Source organism: Pseudomonas sp. NPDC086566, assembly GCF_050280885.1.
GTDB lineage: Bacteria > Pseudomonadota > Gammaproteobacteria > Pseudomonadales > Pseudomonadaceae > Aquipseudomonas > Aquipseudomonas vlassakiae.
Genome location: NZ_JBNNWD010000002.1, coordinates 318,735 through 338,721, shown reverse-complemented (window position 1 = coordinate 338,721; position 19,987 = coordinate 318,735). Strand labels below are relative to the sequence as shown.

Here is a 19,987-nt window from a genome sequence, read left to right as displayed (position 1 = left end):
CTCAGAAGTCGTAACGGGCAGTGGCGCCGAAGGTGCGCGGGGTACCGAGCACGCCGGCATACCCGCCGTTGGCGGAGTTCCACAGGCTGGTGAAATAGGTCTTGTCGCCGGCGTTCTTCACCCACAGCGACAGGTCTACCACGCCGTCGCCCTGGTCCAGGCGCACACCGGCGGAGAGGTTGACCAGCGCATAGCTGGGGATCTGGCCAAAGTCGGAATCGTCGATGGTGCCCACCGCCCGCGAGCGGAACGCATAGCTGGCAGTGACGTACGGCTCGACATGCTGGCTGGCCTGCCACTTGTATTCGCCGTTGAGGTTGGCGATGTACTTGGAAGCGCCAACCACTTGATGGCCGGACAGGTCGCAGGTGGCCGTGGCATTGGCCAGGCTCACTTCCGGCGGGCACGGTGCGTCGTCGTACTTGAGGTAGCGCACGTCGTTCCACGAACCGTTGAAGTTCACCGTCAGGCCTTTGATCGGCAACGCCGTGGCTTCGAATTCCAGGCCTCGCGAGCGCACGCTGCCTGCGTTGGCCAGGTACTGCACGCGGTTGATCTGGTCGTAGACGTTGGCCTGGTAGCCATGCACCTCGGTCCAGAACAGGTTGGTGTTGAGCTGCAGGCGGTTATCGAACAGCGTGCTCTTGAGGCCCAACTCGGCGTTGTTGGCCCGCTCGGTGCCGACCAGCAGCGAATCGGTGCCCAGGCGTGGCGCGGCGCCGACGGTGAGGTTGACGCCACCAGACTTCTCGCCGTGGGTCAGGGTGGCGTAGCCGAGCAATTGCTCGTTGAAGCGGTAGCTCAGCCCCAGCAGCCCGGAAGGGCTGAAGCTGTACTGGCTGAGGTCGCCCGAATCGTACGCCCCCACCCTGCCCTGGCGCGCAGCGGCGGCCGCACCGGTTACGGCAGCACCACCGGTTGGCGCATCGCGGGTGACCCAGGCGCTCTTTTCCTCGTAGGTGCCGCGAATGCCGGCGGTGAAGTCCAGGCGATCGGTAAGGTGCCAGGTGCCCTGGGCGAACAGCGCGTAGCTGTCGGTATCGATATGCCCATTGCCGATGGTATTGACGTTGGCCAGCGCGCCGGCCGGGGTGATGTTCCAGATGTCCGCCTGAGGGCCGTAATAGGTGAAGGACTTGTTGTCCAGGTCCTGCTTGAAGTAGTACGCGCCGAGCACATAGTCGAAGACGCCACCGGTGGGCGACGCCAGGCGGATTTCCTGGGAGTACTGCTTGTCGCGTACCGACACCCCGGCGCTGTAGAACACCGGCACATCGAGGCCGTCGTCATTACGCGGGGTGAAGTCCCACCAGCGGTAGGCGCTGATCGATGTCAGGGTGAAATCGTTGGGCAGGGTCCAGTTGGCCTCGACCGAGGTACCGCCCTGGAACACCGTCACTTGTTGGTCGGAGTCGAAGTTGACCTTGCGGTCCTTGCCCGATACCAGCGTCGCGCCTGCCTGGGCGGCCAGGCTTTCGTAGCGGTTGACGCCATTGATGGTCGGCCCGGTGCTGTACAGGCTGAGGATGCCGTTGTTGGAATCTTCTTCGTTGTACTCACCGATCCAGCGCAGGTTGAAGGTTTCGCTCGGCTTGAACAGCAACTGGGTACGAAAGCCCTGGCGTTTGCCACCGTTGAGGTCGTCGCCGTTGTGGATGTTCTTCACATAGCCATCGTCTTCGGTGTGGTAGGCACTGATGCGCCCGGCCAGCGTCTCGGTGATCGGCCCGGAGTAACTGCCCTGGGTCTGCAGGTAGCCGTCCTCGCCAATCGATTGCTGGATGCTGCCTTCCGAGTGGAAGGTCGGTTTGCGGGTGGTGATGTTCAGCACCCCCGCCGTGGTGTTCTTGCCGAACAGCGTGCCCTGCGGGCCGCGCAGGACTTCCAGCTGCTCGACATCGAGCAGGTCGAACACCGCCATGCCCGGGCGGCCGAGGTAGACGTTGTCCAGATAGATACCAACGCTGCCTTCCAGGCCATCGCTGGCCGGGTTGTTGCCCAGGCCACGAATCGAGATGCTCGACTGGCGAGCATGCACATAGGCGACGTTGGTACTGGGCACCAGCTGTTGCAGATCCTGCACACGGTAGATGCGCTGGGTTTCCAGGGTTTCGCTGCTGAGCACGCTGATGGGCGTAGGCACGCTCTGCGCGGTTTCCTCGCGGCGGCGGGCATTGACCGTGACGGTGCCAAGCTTGGCTTCCTGCTCCACGGCCGGCGTGCTGCTGACGGGTTCTTCGGCAAAGCTGCCGTTGGATGCTGCCAGCAACACGCCGGCGGCCAAGGGTTGCAAGGTGAAGCGCGACGCGCGCGCAGGCCAACGGGAAAGTCCGGACATGCAAATGCTCCTTGAGGCTGCGGCCCTGGGCGAGCATTTCCGTTGGCGGAACCGAATCGCGGTCAGTTGGGCTTATATTCTTTTAAGAGATATAAATATTTGTAAATCATATTTTGTGGAATAAGTGACTCCCTTTATAAGGGTGCTGACCCTCTTCATCAATTGCATTCGACCGAAAGTTTCCATGTAGAAAATGCATATCGACCTACGCCAGCTCCGCCACTTCATCGCCCTTGTCGAGCACCGCAGTTTCGTCGCCGCGGCGGCTGCGGTGAATCTGTCGCAATCGGCCTTCAGCCGCAGCATCCAGACCCTGGAGCACAACATCGGCTGTCGTCTGGTCGACCGTGCCAGCAAGGAGCTTTCACCCACGCGACAGGGCTTGCTGGTGCTGGAGCATTCGCGGCGGCTGGTGCATGGCGCGCATAACCTGGTCAACGAGATCCACCAGTTCAACGGCGCCACCACCGGCGTGGTGCGCTTCGGCTCCGGCCCGGCACCGGCTGGCGGCCTGGTGCCAAAGGCAGTGGCGCGCTTCGTGGCCGAGTACCCGGCAGCGCGCACCTGCTTCCATGTGGATAACTGGCAGGCGCTGAACCGCAAGCTGATCGCCGAGGAGATCGAATTCTTCGTTGCCGATACGCGTCAGTTCGAGTCCGACCCGGATTACCGCGTGCACAAGCTGGCACCGCAGCGCTGGCACTTTTGCTGCCGGGCCGGGCACCCGCTGACCGAGCAGAATGAAGTGCGCGCGCGGGACGTATTCGGTTACCCGCTAGCCACCACTTTCCGGCCGCCGAACATCCGCAAGATCCTCAGCGACCTGAGCGGCCGCCAGGACTTTCTGCCAACGGTGGAATGCGAGCATGGGTACGCGCTGCTGAACGTGGTGCTGCAATCGGACACCATTGGCATTGCCTGCAATGCCAACTTGCGGCCCTACCACAGGGAGGGGGGACTGGTGGCGTTGAAACTGGTGGACCTGTTACCGGAGCAGGAAGAGGCGTTTTACACCCGCTATGGGATAGTGAGCCGGGTGGGGTATGGCTTGTCGCCGCTGGCTCAGGGGTTGGTCAGGCAGTTGATCGCCTGTGATAGCGAAATCTAAGGGCTGACATCGGTCTCTGTGGGAGCGGGCGAGCCCGCGAACACCGGCAGAGCCGGTGCCATCAATCGCGGCGCCTGCTTCGCGGCGGTTCGACGCCTCGACATGCCCGCTCCCACAGGGTTCCTCTACAGACCTACCCCTTGCGGGTTGTCCGGCTCAACTGTCCATCTACCCCCACCGGCACTTCACCGGCCAATGTCACCCGCCGCACCACGCGCGGCTGGGTGCCGTAATCATCCACCGCATAATGCTGCGTGGCGCGGTTATCCCAGATCGCCACATCGCCCGCCTGCCAGCGCCAGCGCACGGTGTTCTCCAGCCGCGTCACATGCCCCTGCAACAGCGCAAACAGGTGCTGCGAGTCAGCCAGTGAATAACCTTTGATGCGCTTGACGAAATGGCCCAGTTGCAACGCCCGTTCACCACTGATGGGGTGCACCCGCACCACCGGGTGCTCGGTCTCGTAGACGGTCGAGGTGAATACCTTGCGATAACGCTCAAGCTTCGCCGGGTCGACATCAGGCTTGACGCTCGCATAGTCATATTCGTTGCTGTGCACCGCCCACAGCTTGTCCGCCAGCTCACGCAGCGGCTCTGGCAACTCCTGATAGGCCGCGGCCGTGTTGGCCCAGACGGTGTCGCCGCCGGAAGCCGGCGCCACCACGCTGCGCAGGATCGAGGCCTTGGGGTAGGCCTCGACGAAGGTCACGTCGGTGTGCCAGGAGTTGGCCCGCTGGCCTTCGGCGCCGTCCAGTTGCAACAGGTAGCTGGTGCCGTCCACCACTGGCACGGTGGGGTGGGCGACCGGCTCGCCGAGCAGCTTGGCGAAGCCTTCCTGGGCCTGGTCGTCCAGGTGGGTCTGGCCACGGAAGAAAATCACCTTGTGCTTCACCAGCGCAGCCTGGATGGCATCGACGGTAGCGGCATCGAGGTCGGCGGACAGCTTCACCCCACGGATTTCGGCGCCGATGCGGCCGGCAACCGGTTGGATGTCGAGTTCGAGGGCGTGTGGCGCAGAGGCTAGTGCGGCATTGCTCATGGTCGTGGTCCTTGCGGTCATGGTCGGTTTTTGGGGTTCAGCGGGCGGCCTGCACGGCCTGTTGGGATTGCAGTGCGGCATCGAGGAAACGCGGTTCGACCCACTCTGAAACCTGGAAGCCACGGCGGATCAGGCGCTCGCGGGCGGCCAGGTCGACGCCCTGCTGCAACTGGGCAATGAAATCGGCGTCCAGGCGAGGATCGAAGTAATGGGCCAGGTCTTCGTTGGCCAGGTCATCGCTGAGGATGCTGCGTGGCCAGTTGGCGTTGCTCGCGACCAGCTCGACGTAAGCCTCGCGGTTATGCTCGTCGCGCAGCCAGTTGCTGGCCTGCTCCTGGGCGTTGACCAGGCGCTGCACCAGCTCGGGGTATTTGCGAATGAAATCGCCCGTGCCAAGCAGCACCGCCTGGGTGCTGCCGGCGCCTGCCAGGTCGCGGGAGTTGACGGGCAGCTCGACCAGCCCGCGCTCACGCAGCGACAACAGGTTGGAAAGCCCCCAGGTGGCATCGATCTGTTTTGCAGCCAGCGCAGCGTTGGCGGCATTGAAGTCGAGGTTGATCACTTTCAGGTCGCGCTCGGACAACCCCTGGCTGGCCAGCGCGCTGGCGAACGACAACTGGTTGGCGGTGCCGCGGAACACCGCCACGCGCTTGCCCTTGAGGTCGTGCAGGGTCTTGATGCCGGACCCCGGCACCACGCCAAGATAGCTCTTCACCCCACGCACCCCGGCTGACAGCACGCGGGTGTCCAGGCCGTTGGCCTTGCCGACGATCGCCGCCAGGTCGCCCAGGTAGGCGAAGTCGGCCTGGCCATTGGCCAAGGCTTCGTTGACCACGGGGCCAGCGCCCTTGAAGAAGTGCCAGTCGATGCGGATGCCGTCTTTGGCAAATTCCTTTTCCAGCAGTTGCTGGTCGCGCAGTACGTCGACCACACCGCCCGCACTGTGCTTGCTGCCGGCGCTGAGGTCGGGCACCGCGATGCGGATGCTTTCCGGCCTGGCCGGCTCGGCTGCGTGGGCGCCCAGGGTAAAGGCCAGGCCGAGTGCGGTGATCAGGTGGCGAAGCGGGGTTTTCATGGCAAGGCTCCTTGGCAGGCTGCCACCGGCGATGGCCGGCGCGTTGGCCAGAAGCTAGGCAGGTCTTGTTAGAACCTACAAAGATCAAAACTTCATTTTTTAGTAACTGAAAGACATAAATGAGCATTCATGCGGGGCGCGGGGTGGCTTGCGGGAAACGCATGGAAAATATGAGGAAAACGCAACGTCGAGGGGGTTCCGCATGCATGGTTTGCATGCTCTTATCTCTTGAGTATTGCTTGTGTGATTTTTTAATTCCATAAGTGAATAACATTGGAACGCTTCGAGAGATGGCCGATGAATGGAGTTCTGAGCAGAGGGCGGGGCTGGCTTCGGGGGCCGCTGCGCGACCCAATCGCGACGCAAGGCCGCTCCCACAAAGGCCGCGTCTTGCCATGGGCAGTGCCGGTGTTGATTGCGCTGCTGTGGGTAGTGGCGAGCCGGCAACACTGGATGAGCGAGCAGATCCTGCCGGCGCCTTCGCTGGTGTGGCAAAGCGCGCTGGAGTTTGGCTCCGGTGAGCTTTGGGGGCACTTGTGGATAAGTCTGCAGCGGCTGTTCTGGGGGCTGTTGACGGGTGTCGGCTGTGGCTTGCTGCTCGGCACATGGCTGGGCACCTCCCGCCATGCGCAGACCTGGGTACTGCCAACCTTCGTGGCCTTGGCGCAAATCCCTACCCTGGCCTGGATCCCGCTGTTCATGTTGTTCTTCGGTATCGGCGAACTGCTCAAGCTGGTGGTGTTGGTGAAAGCCGTCGTGGTGCCGGTCACCCTGCACACGCTGGTCGGCGTGCGCGACGCCCAGCCGAAGCTGCGCGAAGCCGCCGCCGCGCTGCGCCTGCCGCGTCACTTGTTGTTCCTGCGCCTGTTGCTGCCAGCGGCCCTGCCGGCCTTTCTCACTGGGGTGCGTCTGGCCCTGGCGACCGGCTGGACCTCGTTGCTCGCCGTGGAGCTGCTGGCCTCCAGCGAGGGCATCGGCTACCTGATGGTCTGGGGCAGGCAGCTGTTCATGCTCGATCTGGTGCTGTTGTGCATCCTGGTGATCGGCCTGGTCGGCGCACTGCTGGAGCGCGGCTTCTCGACACTGGAAAGGCGCCTGCTGTTCTGGCCTCAACCAGCCACCGGCGAACAACAGCGCGGGCCCATTCCACGGGGTTGGCAAAGCCTGCTGCTGCCAGCGGCATTGCTCGCGCTGTGGCAGGCGAGCAACAGCCTGGGCTGGATCGACCCGAACATCCTCGCTTCCCCGCTGGATGTGCTGCGCGCCCTGTTCAGCGGCCTGGCCGACGGCTCGCTGCCTGAAGCCATGCTGCTGAGCCTGCAGCGCACCCTGACCGGCCTGCTCCTGGGTGGCGGCGCGGGCTTGCTGAGCGGGTTGCTGCTGGGGCTGTCGCCCAAGGCCGAACGCCTGTTCGGGCCAAGCCTGTCGGCCCTGCGGCAAGTGGCGCTGTTTGCCTGGGTACCCTTGCTCACGGCCTGGTTCGGCCTCGGCGAAGGGGCCAAGCACGTGTTCGTCGGCCTGGCGGCATTCTTCCCGCTGTTGATCGCCACCCAGCGCGGCATCGCCAGCCTCTCGCCACAACTGGGCGAAGCGGCCCGCACACTGCGCCTGAACCTGTGGCAGCGCCTGCGCCTGCTGGTGCTGCCCGGCGCCGCCCCGGCGATATTCGCCGGCTTGCGCCTGTCCTTGATCTACGCCTGGCTGGGCACCATCGGTGCCGAGTACTTCATGCCCTCGGACGGTGGCATCGCCAGCCTGATGATCGGCGCGCAGCAATTGTTCCGCATGGACCAGGTGATGGCCGCGATGGTCCTGATCGGCCTGGTCGGCGCCCTGCTCGGCACCCTCGGCCAACGCCTCGAATCGCGCGCCACGCGCTGGAGAACCGCATGAACGCCTTCAATGCTTCACACCTGCACGCGGCCAATCAGGCCGACACCACGCCGCCGCTGGTCAGCTTCGAAGGCGTCGGCAAGGTCTTCAGCGTCGATGGCCAGCCGTTCGAGGCCATCCGCAACTTCAACCTGGCCATCAACGAAGGCGAGTTCATCGCCATCGTCGGCGCCTCGGGCTGCGGCAAGTCGACCCTGTTGCGCCTGCTGGTCGGGCTGGACACCGACTACAGCGGCAGCATCCGCATCGATGGCCAAGCGGTCAGCGGCATCGGCGGCGAGCGCGGCATCGTGTTCCAGGAACATCGCCTGTTCCCGTGGTTGACGGTAGAGCAGAACATCGGCCTGGGCCTGGTCAACGAACACCTGACCCAGGGCGAGCGGGCCCGCCGTGTGCACGAATTCGTGCAACTGGTGGGCCTGGTGGGTTTCGAGTCGGCCTACCCGCACCAGCTGTCGGGTGGCATGGCCCAGCGCGTGGCGATTGCCCGCGGCCTGGTGGCCAGCCCGCGCATCCTGTTGCTCGACGAACCGTTCGGCGCGCTCGACGCGCTGACCCGTCAGCAGCTGCAGGACGAATTGCTGGCCATCCGCGAACGCGCCGGCATCACCACCTTGCTGGTGACCCACGATGCCGAGGAAGCCACCTACCTTGCCGACCGGGTGGTGGTGCTGGAGCCGCGCCCTGGGCGGATCAAGTCGGTGGTGGAAATCGACCTGCCACACCCGCGCCTGCGTACCGGTGTGGCCCTGCATGCATTGCGCGAGCAGGTTCTGCATCAGATCACGGGTGACGGGGGCTACCTGCCGCCGCCAGCGCGCCGGGTGGAAGGGTTGCGTCCCGAACTGATTGCCCTGTAGGTGCGGTGCGCTGCGAGCAAGCAGCGCTCGGCCTGGACATCACCCGCCTAGCGCAGGGCATGCAGGTACGCCCAGGGATAAATGCCGCGTTCATGACCATCACTGAACACCAGTTGCACACCGTAACCCTGCGGCTCGATGCGCACCACGCGCACATCGTCCTGCACCACGCCAATGGCGCCGCGCAGGCGTGCGGCACGGCATTGCGAGCACGGGCAGGCACCGCGCAAGCGTGCGTGGCTGATGACCTGCTCGGCGTCCGTCCACTGCACGCTCAGCAGCCCCGCCTCGCGTTGATTGCGGATTGCGCTGGGGCTGTTCATCACGCAGCCCCGCGCAGCTGCGCCAAGGCAATGCGTACGGCCTTGCGCACTTCTGGATCGCTGTCCGACTCAGCCGCCTGCAATGCCGGCAGGGCGCGGGCCTGGCCCAGTTCGCCGAGCGCCAGCGCGGCCTCCTTGCGCAGGTTGGCGATGGCATGGCCCAGCAGGGCGGCCAAGGTATCCAGCGCCTCGGTGTGACGCAGGCGGCCCAGTGAGCGGGCAGCGCGCAAGCGCACTTGCCAGAAGCCATCGTCCAGCGCCGCTACCAGTGCCGGGCCCGCCTGGGCATGGCCGACCTTGCCCAACGTCGTCGCGGCTTCTTCGCGTACTTGCCAGGCGGGATCGCGCAAGGCGCCCACCAGCGCCGGCAACACGACGAGGTCACGGGCAAGCCCCAAAGCGCCAATCGCTGCGCGACGTACCTCGGTGTCGGGCTCATGCTCGGCCAGTCTCGCCAAGGCAGGCAGCGCGGGCTCGTGCTTGAGCCAACCGAGAATCCCCACCGCTTCGCGGCGCACCAGCGCATCCTGGTCCTCCAGTGCCCGCAACGCAGGCTTGGCAGCGTCTTCCAGGCGCAGCTCGCGCAGGGCGCGCAAGGCACTGGCGCGGACAAAGGCATCGGCATGGGTGGCCCACGGCAAAATCAGTTGCCCGGCTTCCGGGGTCTTCAACTCGCTGAGGCTCTGCGCGGCAGCCAGGCGAACCGCTTCGGCGCCATCGGCCAACGCCGCGCACAGTGCCTGTACCACTTCCGGTTCTTCCCAGGCTTCCAGCAGCTGCGCCGCCTCGGCACGCACTTCGTCGGCACCGTCGACCAGCAGCGCATCGGTCAGCCACGGCAAGGCATCGGGGTCTTCCAGGTCGGCCAGCTCGATCAAGGCAATGCGTCGCACACCCGCGTCGTCGGCTTCGAGGCGTGGCAGCAGGTCTAGAATCTCGGGGTTGTCGGTGCTTCGTTCCGTCATAGCGCAATCCTCAACGGTGGGTGTTCAGTGGCCGGCAGGCCGAGCGGCGTCAGGCGCGGCAGTTCGCGGCCTTCTTCATGGCGCAACAAGGCCAGGCAATGGCGTTTCAGGTGAGTGAATTCGGGGCTGGTCAGCAGGCCGGCGCGGCGCGGGCGTGCAAAGTCCAGGCGCAGGTCCTCGATGAAGCGACCGGGGCGTGGGCTCATCACCAGCAGCCGATCGGCCAGGAACAAGGCTTCGTCGATATCGTGGGTGACGAACACCACGGTGGTGCGAATGCGCGCCCAGATATCCAGCAGCAGTTCCTGCATGCGCGACCGGGTTTGCGCGTCCAGCGCGCCGAATGGCTCGTCCATCAGCAGCAGCCGCGGGCGGTTGATCAGCACTCGGGCGATCTCGGCACGCTGCTGCATGCCGCCGGACAACTGGCTGGGCCAGCGCTGGGCGAAGTCCGCCAGGCCCACCAGCTGCAGCATGTCGTATGCCTGCTGCCGGCGTTCGGACTTGCCCAGGCCTTGCATCTTCAAGCCGAAGGCGACGTTGTCGAGCACGCTGCGCCATGGCAGCAAGGTATGGTGCTGGAATACCATGCCGCGCTGCGGCGAGGGCCCGATGATGGCTTGGCCATCCACGCTCAGCTGGCCGCTGCTGGGCACCAGATGCCCGGCCAGGGCACCGAGCAACGTCGACTTCCCGCAGCCGGAAGGCCCGAGGATGCAGACGAACTCCCCTGGCTCCACAGCGAAGTCGAGGCGCTGAACCGCCTCGAAGGCCTCACCGCCCTGCCCCAGGCGGATCGACAGGCCCTGCCCCTCGATCCGCCCCGGCGCCTGTTGATAGGTGTTCATCAGGCAGCCCTCCGTGTGCGGTACCAAGGCGTGGCCAGTGCACCCAGGTGCTTGACCAGCGAGCTACTGCCCATGCCCAGTACGCCGATCAGCAGCATGCCGACGATGATGTCCGGGTAGTTCTGCAGGGTATACGACTCCCAGGTGTAATAGCCGATGCCGAACTGACCGGCGATCATCTCGGCAGTGACCAGGCAGAACCACGAGGTGCCCATGCCGATGGCAAGGCCGGTGACGATGCTCGGCAACGCGCCAGGCAATACCACCTCGCGCAGGATCGCCCAACGCCCGGCACCGAGGCTGCGCGCCGAAGCCACCAGGCGCGGGTCGACGGCCTCCGCGCCATGCACGGTGTTGAGCAGGATCGGAAACAGCGCGCCGGTGAAGGTGATGAACACCATCGACAGCTCCGACGACGGGAACATCAGGATTGCCAGCGGGATCCACGCCACCGCCGGAATTGGCCGCAGCACTTCGAGCGGCGGCAGCAAGGTGTCCTCTGCCCATTTCGAGCGGCCGATCAGCAGCCCCAGGCTCACACCCAGCAGCGCAGCGGCGGCATAACCGGCAAACACCCGCGACAGGCTGCTGCCCAGGTGCGCCAGCAGGGTGCTGGAGATCAGCAACTGCCAAGCCGCACTCAGCACCGCCTGCGGCGTGGGGACATAGGTGAAGGTCAGCAGGCCAAGGTCCAGCTTGACGCTGGCCGCCGCCTGCCAGAACAACAGGCAGGCCAGCAGCGAAACCAGGCGCACGGGCCAGCGCTTGAGGTCGCGGGTCATCTCGATGCCTCCCGGTCAGCGCTGGGCGACCAGCTTCTGGTTGGCACTGACGAAGTCCAGCGCTTCGCCGCCATGGGCCTTGGCGTACTGCTCGGCCTGGTCCTTGAGCAGGAAGGCGGCCAGTTCGCCCTTGGCATTGCGCACGAACCAGGCCTGGTTGGCCAACAGCTTGATGCCGCTGTCGGCAGCCTGGGCGTAGATGGCGCGGATGTCCTTGCCGTCCTGTTCCAGCTGAGCCAGCGCGCCGAGGGCGGCTTCCGGCGAGGCGTAGTGGCGAACCTTGGCTTCACCGCGCACCCAGATCTGCGCCAGGCGGCTGAAGTCGGTGATCGGCTTGCCCGTGAGCGCGTCGTTGGCCTTGAGTGGCAGCGGCGCGTAGTTCTTCAGCGCCTTGTCGTAATCCAGGCCGTCCTGCTTGAAGGCTGCGCGGATGTACTGGTCGTCGATGAACTGGTCGGTGTCGAGGCCGCGGTCGGTCTTCTTCAGCAGCTTGAGCGTGTCGATCGAGGTCGCCACTGCCTGGCGGTATTCAGGCTTCCAGGTCAGGTCTCGGGTCTGCAGGCCAAGCGGGCCGTGGAACAGGTAATTGACCTCGGCCTCGATGCCGGTGACCTTTTCGATCAGCTCGCTGTACTTTTCCGGTTCGGCCGCGATCAGGCGGTCCGCTTCGAGGCTGGCGCGCAGGTAGGCGGTGACCACTTCCGGGTACTTTTTCGCATAGTCGGCATCGACCAGGGCGCCATGGAATGTCGGCGCGTTGGCCTGGGCACCATCGAAGATCTTGCGGGCAAAGCCGCGGTTGGGGAACAGCTCGGCGAACGGCACGAAGTCGGCGTGAGCTTCGATGCGGTTGCTGCGCAGGGCGGAACCGGCGATCTCCGGCGCCTGGGCGATGATCCGCACGTCGTTCTGCGGGTCCCAGCCCTGGGCTGCGATGGCGCGCAGCAACATGCCGTGGGCGGTGGAGGCAAACGGCACGGAGATGGTCTTGCCCTTGAGCTCTGCCAGCGATTGCACCTTGGATGCCGCCGGCACGACGATGCCGTTGCCGCTGCCATGCACACTGCCCGACAGCACACTGATGAACAGGCTGCGCTTGCCGGCATCCAGGTGCGCGACGCCGTTGAACGAACCGGGGAAATCGGCCATGGCGCCGAAGTCGAGCTTGCCGGCGACCATCTCGTTGGTCAGCGGTGCACCGCTGGTGAAGTTCTTCCACTCAACCTGGTAGTGGGCGTCCTTGTACTTGCCATCGTGCGGCAGGTACTTGTCGAGCAGGCCCAGTTCGCGAATCAGCAGGCCGCCAGTGGCACAGTTGATGGTGGTGTCCTGGGTGCCGATGGCGATGCGGATGGTTTCGGCGCTGGCGTTCAGGCCGGTGAGCGCCAGCGCGAGGCCGGCCACGGTTGCTACAAGGCGCATGGATGTTTCCCCTCGAATCGTTTTGAGTGCTGGAATCGTCTCCGCCGCCCGGCTTGGGGGTGGGAAACGAGGGGCATTGCAGGAGGGCGCGTCCGGTGGCTCCCCGGATGGCGCAGATGAGTCAGCGCAGCAGGTACGGGATGTCGACCTTGACCGCACCGGTGGGGCAGTCTTTCTCGCAAGGCATGCAGTACCAGCACTCGTCGAATGCCATGTAAGCCTTTTGCGTGGCCGGGTTGATCGCCAGCAGGTCCATGGGGCAGACCTCGACACAGACGGTGCAGCCCTTTTCGGCGATGCACTTGTCTTCGTCGATGGTGACCGGGGCGCTGCTGCGAAAGAAGATTTCCTGGGGCTGGTAGGCCATTTCACGGGGTCCTTGGGGCCTTCGGCCCTCTGTTTCATTCAGGCAGCGTCGGCTTTCACCCGCAGCCGGTCATAGGCAGTCTGTTCCTGGGCATCCAGCGCAATCAGGTACGGCTCGACGGCTTTCTTGAAGCTGGTCATTTCACCGTCTTCGCCCTTTTTCAGATGGCAATGGCAGAACCATTCACCATCGTTGCGCTCGGGGAAGTCCACGCGGTGGTGGTAAAGGCCCCAGCGGCTTTCCTCACGGAACAGCGAGGCCCGCGCCGCCATCTCGGCACAGTCGCGGATCACCGAGACTTCCATCGCCCGCATCAGCTCATGCGGGTTGCTGGCTTTCATCTGTTCGAGATCACGTTCGATTTCGGCGAAGCGCGCCAGGCCGATTTCCATCTTCTTGGTCACCTTTGGCGGCTGCAGGTAATCGTTCACCATGCGCCGCAGCTTGTACTCGACCTGCGCCGGCGGCAGGCCATGCTCACGGTGCAGTGGCGCGAACACCCGTGCGCGTTCGCGCTCGACCTGCCCGGCATCAACCTCAGCCAGCTCCCGCCCGGCCACGTACTGCGCGGCGTTGACGCCGGCAAACCAGCCGTAGGTGAACGCGCCGAGCATGTAGTTATGCGGCACCGCCGCCATGTCACCGGCCGCATACAGGCCCTTGACGCTGGTCTCGGCCTTCTCGTTGACCCACACCCCTGAGGCCGAATGCCCCGAGCAGAAGCCGATCTCGGAGATATGCATCTCGACCATGTGCTGGCGGTAGTCGGTGCCACGCCCGGCGTGGAACTGGCCGCGGCTGGGGCGCTCGTTGCTGTGCAGGATCTCTTCGATGTTCTGGATGGTTTCCTCGGCCAGGTGGTCGAGCTTGAGGAATACCGGGCCGTTGCCGCCTTCGAGTTCCTGGTGGAACTCCCACATCATCTGCCCGCTCCAGTAATCGCACTCGATGAAGCGTTCGCCCTTGCTGTTGGCGGTGTAGCCACCCAGGGGGCCGGTGACGTAGGCGCAGGCGGGGCCGTTGTAGTCCTTGATCAGCGGGTTGATCTGGAAACACTCGAGGTTGGCCAGCTCGGCGCCAGCGTGATAGGCCATGGCATAGCCGTCGCCGGCATTGGTCGGGTTCTCGTAGGTGCCCATCAGGTAACCCGAAGATGGCAGGCCCAGGCGCCCGGCTGCGCCACAGGCAAGGATCACCGCCTTGGCCCGTACCACGCGAAACTCGCCGGTGCGGCAATCAAAACCCATGACACCGGCAGCCGCGCCTTCGGCGTCGAGCAGCACACGGGTGCAAACCATGCGGTTACTGATCTCGACCCGGGCGCGCTTGAGCTGGCGATAGAGCACTTTCTTGATGTCGTGTCCTTCAGGCATGGGCAGCACATAGGCGCCCATGTGGTGGACCTTCTTCACCGCGTAGTCGCCAGTTTCGTCCTTCTCGAACTTCACACCCCAGCGGTCGAGTTGCTCGATGGTTTCGAAGCTGTGGGTGGCATAGGCATGCACGGCGGCCTGGTTGACGATGCCGTCGTTGGCCACGGTGATTTCCTTGGTGTACTGCTCGGGCGTGGCATGGCCGGGAATGATGGCGTTGTTCAGGCCGTCCATGCCCATGCTGATGGCGCCGCTGCGCTTGACGTTGGCCTTGTCCAGCAGCAGCACGCGCAGCTGCTTGTCGTGCTCCTTGGCCTTGATCGCCGCCATCGGCCCGGCGGTGCCGCCACCGATGACGATGATGTCGTAGTCCTGGGTCTCGATGCTCATGCCTTGCTCCCCTTCTGACGGTCGATGCGCAGGCGGTACTGGAAGGCATCGCCGCGGTAATACAGGTGTTCGAAGTCCAGCGGCGTGCCGTCGGCGGCGTGGGTCAGGCGCTCGATACGCATGATCGGCGCGCCTTCTTCCACTTCCAGCGCCTGGGTCAGGTCGCTGTCTGCCAATACCGCGTCAATGGCCAGGTCGGCGTGGCCCAGCGCAATGCCGCAGTCGTTTTCCAACAGCAGGAAGATGTCGCGGGTGACCAGGTCGGCCTTTTCCAGCTTTTCGCCAACGGCCTTGGGCAGCCAGGTCAGCTCCAGCGAAACCGGCTCGCGGTTGATCAACCGCACCCGGCGAATCTCGGTGACCAGGCTGCCTTCCTCGACCTGCAGCCGCGCGGCGACCAGCGCATTGGCCGGCACGTGACGGAAACTGCGCAGGCGGTTGATCACCTCGTAGCCCATTTGCGTCATCGACTCGCCCAGGCCCTGCAGGGTGCTGACGTTCTGGAACGCCTTGGGCTTGGCGACGAAGGTGCCTTTGCCGTGGATCTTGAAGATCAACCCTTCTTTCTGCAGGTCACCCAACGCCTGGCGCACGGTGATACGGCTGACCTCGAAAGCCTTGCCCAGCTCGCTTTCCGAGGGCATGCGACTGTGCGGTGGATAAGTACCGTCGAGGATGCGCTCGCGCAGCAGTTCCTTGAGCTGGGTATAGAGCGGTACCGGGGACAGGGGGAGCAGTTCGGCCATGATTCTCTTCGCTGATCGATTACTTGTTATAACAAGTTGTGACCAGAGGATAGAGGACATAAGAACCGCTGAGGAAATACTGAAATTGCATATGGATAGATGGATTTGTGGCGGCCTGTACCGGCCCTATCGCGGCTAAAGAACCTGTAAGAGCGGCTTTAGCCCTAAAGGACCAAGCGAGAAAACAGCCATAGATCAAGGCGATGGACGCCGCCGAGTCAGATAGGTATCATGCGTGCGCGTTGCACTCGTAGCTCAGCTGGATAGAGTACTGCCCTCCGAAGGCAGGGGTCGTGGGTTCGAATCCCGCCGAGTGCGCCATATCAGAAAGCCCTGGGATCATGCCCGGGGCTTTTTCATTTGTGCGACATGTCGCGTTTCTGGCACTCCCGTGCCATGGGTCATTGATGTTAGCGTGGGTCCCTTCCCGTCCCGACGGGTATCCCATGACAATGATTCGCGAAGGAATGCGTGCTCATGCACCTGAAAAAACTCTCCACCGCTCTGATGCTGGCCAGCATTGGCCTGTTCACCCAACCGGCCCAGGCCAACCTCTCCCAGCAACAGTCTGCCGCCATCGTCAAAGCTTTCGACGGCAGCAACCCGGCCGACTTCAAGCAATTCCTCGGTAAGCTCCAGGGCAGCGACCTGGCCAAGGCCGACAACCTCGCTGCCACCCTCGACGCCTACCTGGCCGGCAAGCCGCTTGCAGCCGAGCAGCAGAACGAGATCAACCGCCTGCTTGGCCTGTATACCCGCATCAAATACGCCAAGGCCGCTACAGAAAACCTGCGCGAGCTGGTCGCCATCCCCACGTTCAGCGTCGACGGCGTGCCGCAGCACGAAAACCCCGAGTTCCTGAAGATCGCCGACAAAATCAAGGCATTGGCCGAGAGCTTCGGCCTGGCCTTCCGCAATGTCGACAACCGCGTCTACGAGATCTCGCTGGGCGAAGGCAAGGAAGTGGTGGGCATCCACGCCCACGCTGACGTAGTGCCGGTCAACCCGGACAACTGGAAGCTTGCCGACGGCACCCGCCTCGACCCGTTCAAGGTCACCCTCGTCGGTGACCGCATGTACGGCCGTGGCACCGAAGATGACAAGAACGGCATCATCGTTGCGCTGTATGCGCTGAAAGTGGCCAAGGACGAAAACCTGCCACTGGCCCGGCAGTTCAAGCTGTTGATCGACACCACCGAAGAAACCAGTGGCGATGCCATCCCCTACTACTTCGAGCGCAACCCTACCCCCGATTACAATCTGGCCCTCGATGGCGGTTATCCGGTGGTGATTGCCGAAAAAGGCTACGGCACGGTCATGGCCCGCTTCAGCAAACGCCCGGCCACAGGCAAAGGTGCAGAAATCGTCAACCTGACCGGCGGCCTGGCGACCAACCAGATTCCGACCACGTCGGTGGCGACCCTGGTTGCCGACAACCCGGCGGAACTTGCCAAGCACCTGGAGAGGGCCGGGGCCGACTATGTGAAGCGTCATGGCAATGACTTCAGCATCACCGCCAAGGTCGACGGCAAGAACGTGCTGCTCACCGTTACCGGTGTGTCTGCCCACTCCTCGGAGCCAGAGTCCGGCGTCAACCCGGTGGCGCGCATGCTCGACTTCCTCAATGGCCTGGGCCCGCAGGTGCCGCTCAAGCACAACCAGTTCACCGATGCCGCCCGCTACGCCGCCGACAACTGGGGCCTGGACTACCTGGGCAAGAAACTGGGGATTGGCTTCGAGGACGCATTCATGGGCCCGCTGACCACCTCGCTGACCTTCGTCGGCGTGGACGACAAGGGCCTCAAGCTGGCCGTGAACCTGCGCATCCCCAAAGGCAAGCCACTGGCCGTGATCAAGGACCAGCTGGCCGACAAACTGGGCAAATGGACCCGCCAGAGCCACACTTCGGTGGCCTTCGACTACAGCCTCGACGAGCCGATGTTCCGCAACCCCGAGGGCGAATGGGTCAAGGCGTTGCTCGATGTGGCCAGCGAAAACCTGGGCATGAAACACGAATTCGGCACCTCGGCCGGCGCCACTTCGGTGCATGACCTGCCCAACGGCGTGCAGTTCGGTCTGGCCATGCCGGATGTGAAGTACACCGGGCACAACGACAACGAGTTCAAGACCGTGGAACAGTTCATGCTCGACCTGCAGGTGGTGAGTGAAATGGTCGCGCGGATTGGGCAGATGCCGAAGCTCTGAGTCAGCTGTACTGGCCTCTTCGCGGCCCCACAGGATGTTCGCGCCCACCTGTAGGAGCGGCTTTAGCCGCGAAGAGGCCGGTACAGGAAGTACCCATGACGTTTTTCAATCGACTCGATGCCGTTTCCTGCATTGCCGTGCAGGCTGTCGTCGCGGATGCTTTATTTACCTAAGGAGCTCGTATTTTTCCCTGCAGAGGCCCGCATGAAGACCGTCGACCAAATCCTCAAGACCAAGACCCAGCACCAGACCGTGTACACCATCGGCCCGGATGACTCGGTGCTCGACGCCCTGAAACTGCTGGCGGAGAAAAACGTCGGTGCCTTGCCTGTCGTCGAAAACGACCGGGTAGTGGGCATCGTCAGTGAACGGGACTATGCCCGCAAGCTGGTACTCAAGGGCCGCTCCTCAGCCGCCACGCCGGTGCGCGAGATCATGAGCGCGCCGGTAATCACCGTGGACCCAAAGAAGAGCCTGGACTACTGCATGCAACAGATGACCGACCGCCATCTGCGCCACCTGCCAGTCGTCGAGGACGGCAAGCTGCTCGGGCTGCTGTCGATCGGTGACCTGGTGAAGGAAACCATCGCCGAGCAGGCCGGCCTGATCAAGCAACTGGAAGGCTACATTCGCGGCGAATAGCCGGCCTCAGTGGTAGGCGCGCTCCAGTTCGTCCAGTTGATGGTCGAAGCTGCGCAGCCGCGCCGACCAAGTGTATACCAGCACTTCCAGGTCACGGTTGAGCACCGCGGTATTGCCATGGCCGTGGCTCGACGGCTCGCACAGATCCAGTTGATACCGCTCGCGGGCCATGGCCGTGGCCACGCTGGACAGGTCGCGGGCATTGGCCAGCCAGTGGTGATGATGGTCGTGGATTTCCCGATCGAGCGCCCGGCACTGGCGCTTCAATGCATCCAGGCTTTGCTCCAGCGGGGTCCCCTTGAGCTCGCCCATCACCTCCTCGAAGGTGCGCCCGGAATGCCAGTAGCTGCCCCAGAAATAGCGGTCGAACACCGTCTCGACGCGGCGCAGTGCAACCTTGGTGTCCCAGATGGTGAGCAACGTTCGCCCTTGAATCACTTCACGCTTGTTCAAGCGTAACTGCTGCCAGGCAATCCAGGTCAGGGCAAGCAACGCCACCGCGCCAGTGACGGCGGCGGCGGCGTAGAGAAACTGTATGGCCTGGTTCATCTGCTGGGTGTGGCGGATGCCGTAGAAGTAGCCGGCCGTCAGGGTGCCCAGGATCGTCACGGAGCACCAGAAACCTGGTGCGTAGGGATCTTTCATCACGCTATCCCCTGTTGTTTTTCCTGAGCATAGCAACGGCCGATCACTCGTCAGGTGCCGCTCGGCACTTATTTTTTCTTTGGATGAAGGGCCTCGTTCAACTGGTCGATCATAGGTATCCAGTCAGCGTCCGCCGTATAGCTTTCCTTGAGAAACGCCCGCTGCCCTTCCGTCCAGAAAGGCGCGTCTACCAGTTTCACGCCGTCATCCAACGGCGAGTGCGTGGTGATGAAGCGTTCGATCTCGACTGGGTCATCAGGCAGGCCCAGTTGCTTGAAGATTTCCGAGAAGTGGTGGTTCGGTTTTTCCATGTTGCCTCCTTAGCACCGGGCCCGCCAGCAATGGGCCCGGCATGGGTTGGTTGTCATCAGCACAGTTCTCGTACTTCGGCTTGCGGTACCAGTTTCAGGTACTGCTCCATGCTCATGTGGATCAGGTGATCGTGGTCACCCGCCTCCAGGTAGACATCGCCCTGGCGGGTAAGACTCGAATCAAGCAGCATCTTTATCTGATAGGCGTCACCCATTGCCGGGATGGCGCCCCTTTCGCAGTCGCCGAACAGCATCGGCAAGGCGCTTTCGCGGGTCAGTTGCCAGGCGCCAGACATGCGCACCTTGCTCATGTCCATGTGCCGATTGGCTGGCAGCACGGCCATGATGTAGTTGCCATGGCGGTCGTCGAGCATGACCGACTTGGCTACCCGCTCGGCAGGTACGCCCGCCGTGCGCGCCGACTCCAGGCTGGTGGCCGAATGTGGGTGGGGAATGATGTCGTAGTCGCAGTTGGCCTGGTCCAGGCGCTGCTGCAGGGTCTTGGCCATACGCATGATGCACCTCCGGTTTCGCCCCCCACCTTTCAATTTTAGGCCTTTGGGCCTGCCGGCATGGCTAAACTTGAAGCAGAGAGGTCAACGAGGTGACGACAGGTGATAAGGCGGGGTGTACGGCCTGTTGTTCGAGTTCATGA

Annotated in this window: 19 protein-coding genes and 1 tRNA gene; 6 read left to right on the top strand and 14 right to left on the bottom strand. The window is 63.7% G+C overall.

The features are described from left to right. Position 1: 1 nt before the first annotated feature. Complete coding sequence (locus ACQKPS_RS05795; RefSeq protein ID WP_427603126.1) at positions 2-2,338, bottom strand: TonB-dependent receptor; 2,337 nt, start codon at positions 2,336-2,338, stop codon at positions 2-4. Positions 2,339-2,531: 193 nt separating this feature from the next. On the opposite strand from ACQKPS_RS05795, the gene ACQKPS_RS05790 reads away from it, so the two are divergent. Next, positions 2,532-3,446, top strand: a complete 915-nt coding sequence (locus ACQKPS_RS05790) for a LysR family transcriptional regulator (RefSeq protein ID WP_254482232.1) — start codon at positions 2,532-2,534, stop codon at positions 3,444-3,446. Positions 3,447-3,579: 133 nt separating this feature from the next. Here ACQKPS_RS05790 and ACQKPS_RS05785 read toward each other — a convergent pair whose 3' ends face one another. Next, complete coding sequence (locus ACQKPS_RS05785) at positions 3,580-4,485, bottom strand: TauD/TfdA dioxygenase family protein (RefSeq protein ID WP_186601423.1); 906 nt, start codon at positions 4,483-4,485, stop codon at positions 3,580-3,582. A gap of 37 nt (positions 4,486-4,522) precedes the next feature. Further along, on the bottom strand, positions 4,523-5,560 hold the full coding sequence (locus ACQKPS_RS05780; RefSeq protein WP_254482234.1) for an ABC transporter substrate-binding protein: 1,038 nt from the start codon (positions 5,558-5,560) through the stop codon (positions 4,523-4,525). 297 nt (positions 5,561-5,857) lie between these two features. Here ACQKPS_RS05780 and ACQKPS_RS05775 point away from each other — a divergent pair, with 297 nt between their 5' ends. Beyond that, on the top strand, positions 5,858-7,453 hold the full coding sequence (locus ACQKPS_RS05775) for an ABC transporter permease (RefSeq protein WP_283723590.1): 1,596 nt from the start codon (positions 5,858-5,860) through the stop codon (positions 7,451-7,453). Then, on the top strand, positions 7,450-8,313 hold the full coding sequence (locus tag ACQKPS_RS05770; protein WP_254482236.1) for an ABC transporter ATP-binding protein: 864 nt from the start codon (positions 7,450-7,452) through the stop codon (positions 8,311-8,313). The genes ACQKPS_RS05775 and ACQKPS_RS05770 overlap by 4 nt, the downstream gene beginning before the upstream one ends. 47 nt (positions 8,314-8,360) lie before the next feature. Here ACQKPS_RS05770 and ACQKPS_RS05765 read toward each other — a convergent pair whose 3' ends face one another. The 8 genes from ACQKPS_RS05765 to ACQKPS_RS05730 form a co-directional block, all read right to left on the bottom strand. Further along, on the bottom strand, positions 8,361-8,636 hold the full coding sequence (locus ACQKPS_RS05765; protein ID WP_427603122.1) for a DUF971 domain-containing protein: 276 nt from the start codon (positions 8,634-8,636) through the stop codon (positions 8,361-8,363). Continuing rightward, the gene (locus ACQKPS_RS05760; RefSeq protein ID WP_427603120.1) at positions 8,636-9,601 is read right to left on the bottom strand and encodes a HEAT repeat domain-containing protein; all 966 of its coding nucleotides are present in this window, start codon (positions 9,599-9,601) and stop codon (positions 8,636-8,638) included. Before ACQKPS_RS05760 ends, ACQKPS_RS05765 begins: the two co-directional genes overlap by 1 nt. After that, on the bottom strand, positions 9,598-10,449 hold the full coding sequence (locus tag ACQKPS_RS05755) for an ABC transporter ATP-binding protein (RefSeq protein ID WP_283723587.1): 852 nt from the start codon (positions 10,447-10,449) through the stop codon (positions 9,598-9,600). The genes ACQKPS_RS05760 and ACQKPS_RS05755 overlap by 4 nt, the downstream gene beginning before the upstream one ends. Continuing rightward, on the bottom strand, positions 10,449-11,231 hold the full coding sequence (locus tag ACQKPS_RS05750) for an ABC transporter permease (RefSeq protein ID WP_254482240.1): 783 nt from the start codon (positions 11,229-11,231) through the stop codon (positions 10,449-10,451). Before ACQKPS_RS05750 ends, ACQKPS_RS05755 begins: the two co-directional genes overlap by 1 nt. Positions 11,232-11,246: 15 nt before the next feature. Then, positions 11,247-12,653: an ABC transporter substrate-binding protein gene (locus tag ACQKPS_RS05745; RefSeq protein WP_427603117.1), complete on the bottom strand. Its 1,407-nt coding sequence runs from the start codon at positions 12,651-12,653 to the stop codon at positions 11,247-11,249. Between the two features lie 121 nt (positions 12,654-12,774). Continuing rightward, complete coding sequence (locus ACQKPS_RS05740; protein ID WP_008096634.1) at positions 12,775-13,020, bottom strand: 4Fe-4S dicluster domain-containing protein; 246 nt, start codon at positions 13,018-13,020, stop codon at positions 12,775-12,777. Positions 13,021-13,058: 38 nt separating this feature from the next. Next, positions 13,059-14,783 (bottom strand): fumarate reductase/succinate dehydrogenase flavoprotein subunit, encoded by a 1,725-nt coding sequence (locus ACQKPS_RS05735; protein WP_254482242.1) that lies wholly within the window; start codon positions 14,781-14,783, stop codon positions 13,059-13,061. After that, complete coding sequence (locus ACQKPS_RS05730) at positions 14,780-15,529, bottom strand: GntR family transcriptional regulator (RefSeq protein WP_176509164.1); 750 nt, start codon at positions 15,527-15,529, stop codon at positions 14,780-14,782. Before ACQKPS_RS05730 ends, ACQKPS_RS05735 begins: the two co-directional genes overlap by 4 nt. A gap of 244 nt (positions 15,530-15,773) precedes the next feature. Between ACQKPS_RS05730 and ACQKPS_RS05725 the strand changes: the two genes are divergently transcribed. The 3 genes from ACQKPS_RS05725 to ACQKPS_RS05715 all read left to right on the top strand — a co-directional run bounded on the left by ACQKPS_RS05725 (position 15,774) and on the right by ACQKPS_RS05715 (position 18,376). Continuing rightward, positions 15,774-15,850, top strand: a tRNA-Arg gene (locus tag ACQKPS_RS05725). 156 nt (positions 15,851-16,006) lie between these two features. Then, positions 16,007-17,734, top strand: a complete 1,728-nt coding sequence (locus ACQKPS_RS05720) for a dipeptidase (protein WP_427603114.1) — start codon at positions 16,007-16,009, stop codon at positions 17,732-17,734. Positions 17,735-17,938: 204 nt separating this feature from the next. Then, entirely contained in the window at positions 17,939-18,376 is a 438-nt protein-coding gene (locus ACQKPS_RS05715) for a CBS domain-containing protein (protein WP_254482244.1), read from the top strand. 6 nt (positions 18,377-18,382) lie between these two features. Here the strand turns inward: ACQKPS_RS05715 and ACQKPS_RS05710 are convergent, their stop codons facing one another. The 3 genes from ACQKPS_RS05710 to ACQKPS_RS05700 all read right to left on the bottom strand — a co-directional run bounded on the left by ACQKPS_RS05710 (position 18,383) and on the right by ACQKPS_RS05700 (position 19,847). Next, positions 18,383-19,021 carry an NADH:ubiquinone oxidoreductase subunit N gene (locus ACQKPS_RS05710; protein WP_254482245.1) on the bottom strand — a complete coding sequence of 213 codons (639 nt, stop codon included), beginning with the start codon at positions 19,019-19,021 and terminating at the stop codon, positions 18,383-18,385. A gap of 68 nt (positions 19,022-19,089) precedes the next feature. Beyond that, the gene (locus ACQKPS_RS05705; protein WP_054886437.1) at positions 19,090-19,332 is read right to left on the bottom strand and encodes a DUF2789 domain-containing protein; all 243 of its coding nucleotides are present in this window, start codon (positions 19,330-19,332) and stop codon (positions 19,090-19,092) included. A 56-nt stretch (positions 19,333-19,388) separates the two neighbouring features. Next, positions 19,389-19,847: an aminoacyl-tRNA deacylase gene (locus ACQKPS_RS05700; protein ID WP_027916942.1), complete on the bottom strand. Its 459-nt coding sequence runs from the start codon at positions 19,845-19,847 to the stop codon at positions 19,389-19,391. Positions 19,848-19,987 lie beyond the last annotated feature (140 nt).

Coding starts and splice junctions, on each gene's coding strand:
- ACQKPS_RS05795 (WP_427603126.1), bottom strand. CDS start 2,338: ATGTCCGGACTTTCCCGTTGGCCTGCGCGCGCGTCGCGCTTCACCTTG.
- ACQKPS_RS05790 (WP_254482232.1), top strand. CDS start 2,532: ATGCATATCGACCTACGCCAGCTCCGCCACTTCATCGCCCTTGTCGAG.
- ACQKPS_RS05785 (WP_186601423.1), bottom strand. CDS start 4,485: ATGAGCAATGCCGCACTAGCCTCTGCGCCACACGCCCTCGAACTCGAC.
- ACQKPS_RS05780 (WP_254482234.1), bottom strand. CDS start 5,560: ATGAAAACCCCGCTTCGCCACCTGATCACCGCACTCGGCCTGGCCTTT.
- ACQKPS_RS05775 (WP_283723590.1), top strand. CDS start 5,858: ATGAATGGAGTTCTGAGCAGAGGGCGGGGCTGGCTTCGGGGGCCGCTG.
- ACQKPS_RS05770 (WP_254482236.1), top strand. CDS start 7,450: ATGAACGCCTTCAATGCTTCACACCTGCACGCGGCCAATCAGGCCGAC.
- ACQKPS_RS05765 (WP_427603122.1), bottom strand. CDS start 8,636: ATGAACAGCCCCAGCGCAATCCGCAATCAACGCGAGGCGGGGCTGCTG.
- ACQKPS_RS05760 (WP_427603120.1), bottom strand. CDS start 9,601: ATGACGGAACGAAGCACCGACAACCCCGAGATTCTAGACCTGCTGCCA.
- ACQKPS_RS05755 (WP_283723587.1), bottom strand. CDS start 10,449: ATGAACACCTATCAACAGGCGCCGGGGCGGATCGAGGGGCAGGGCCTG.
- ACQKPS_RS05750 (WP_254482240.1), bottom strand. CDS start 11,231: ATGACCCGCGACCTCAAGCGCTGGCCCGTGCGCCTGGTTTCGCTGCTG.
- ACQKPS_RS05745 (WP_427603117.1), bottom strand. CDS start 12,653: ATGCGCCTTGTAGCAACCGTGGCCGGCCTCGCGCTGGCGCTCACCGGC.
- ACQKPS_RS05740 (WP_008096634.1), bottom strand. CDS start 13,020: ATGGCCTACCAGCCCCAGGAAATCTTCTTTCGCAGCAGCGCCCCGGTC.
- ACQKPS_RS05735 (WP_254482242.1), bottom strand. CDS start 14,783: ATGAGCATCGAGACCCAGGACTACGACATCATCGTCATCGGTGGCGGC.
- ACQKPS_RS05730 (WP_176509164.1), bottom strand. CDS start 15,529: ATGGCCGAACTGCTCCCCCTGTCCCCGGTACCGCTCTATACCCAGCTC.
- ACQKPS_RS05720 (WP_427603114.1), top strand. CDS start 16,007: ATGCACCTGAAAAAACTCTCCACCGCTCTGATGCTGGCCAGCATTGGC.
- ACQKPS_RS05715 (WP_254482244.1), top strand. CDS start 17,939: ATGAAGACCGTCGACCAAATCCTCAAGACCAAGACCCAGCACCAGACC.
- ACQKPS_RS05710 (WP_254482245.1), bottom strand. CDS start 19,021: ATGAAAGATCCCTACGCACCAGGTTTCTGGTGCTCCGTGACGATCCTG.
- ACQKPS_RS05705 (WP_054886437.1), bottom strand. CDS start 19,332: ATGGAAAAACCGAACCACCACTTCTCGGAAATCTTCAAGCAACTGGGC.
- ACQKPS_RS05700 (WP_027916942.1), bottom strand. CDS start 19,847: ATGCGTATGGCCAAGACCCTGCAGCAGCGCCTGGACCAGGCCAACTGC.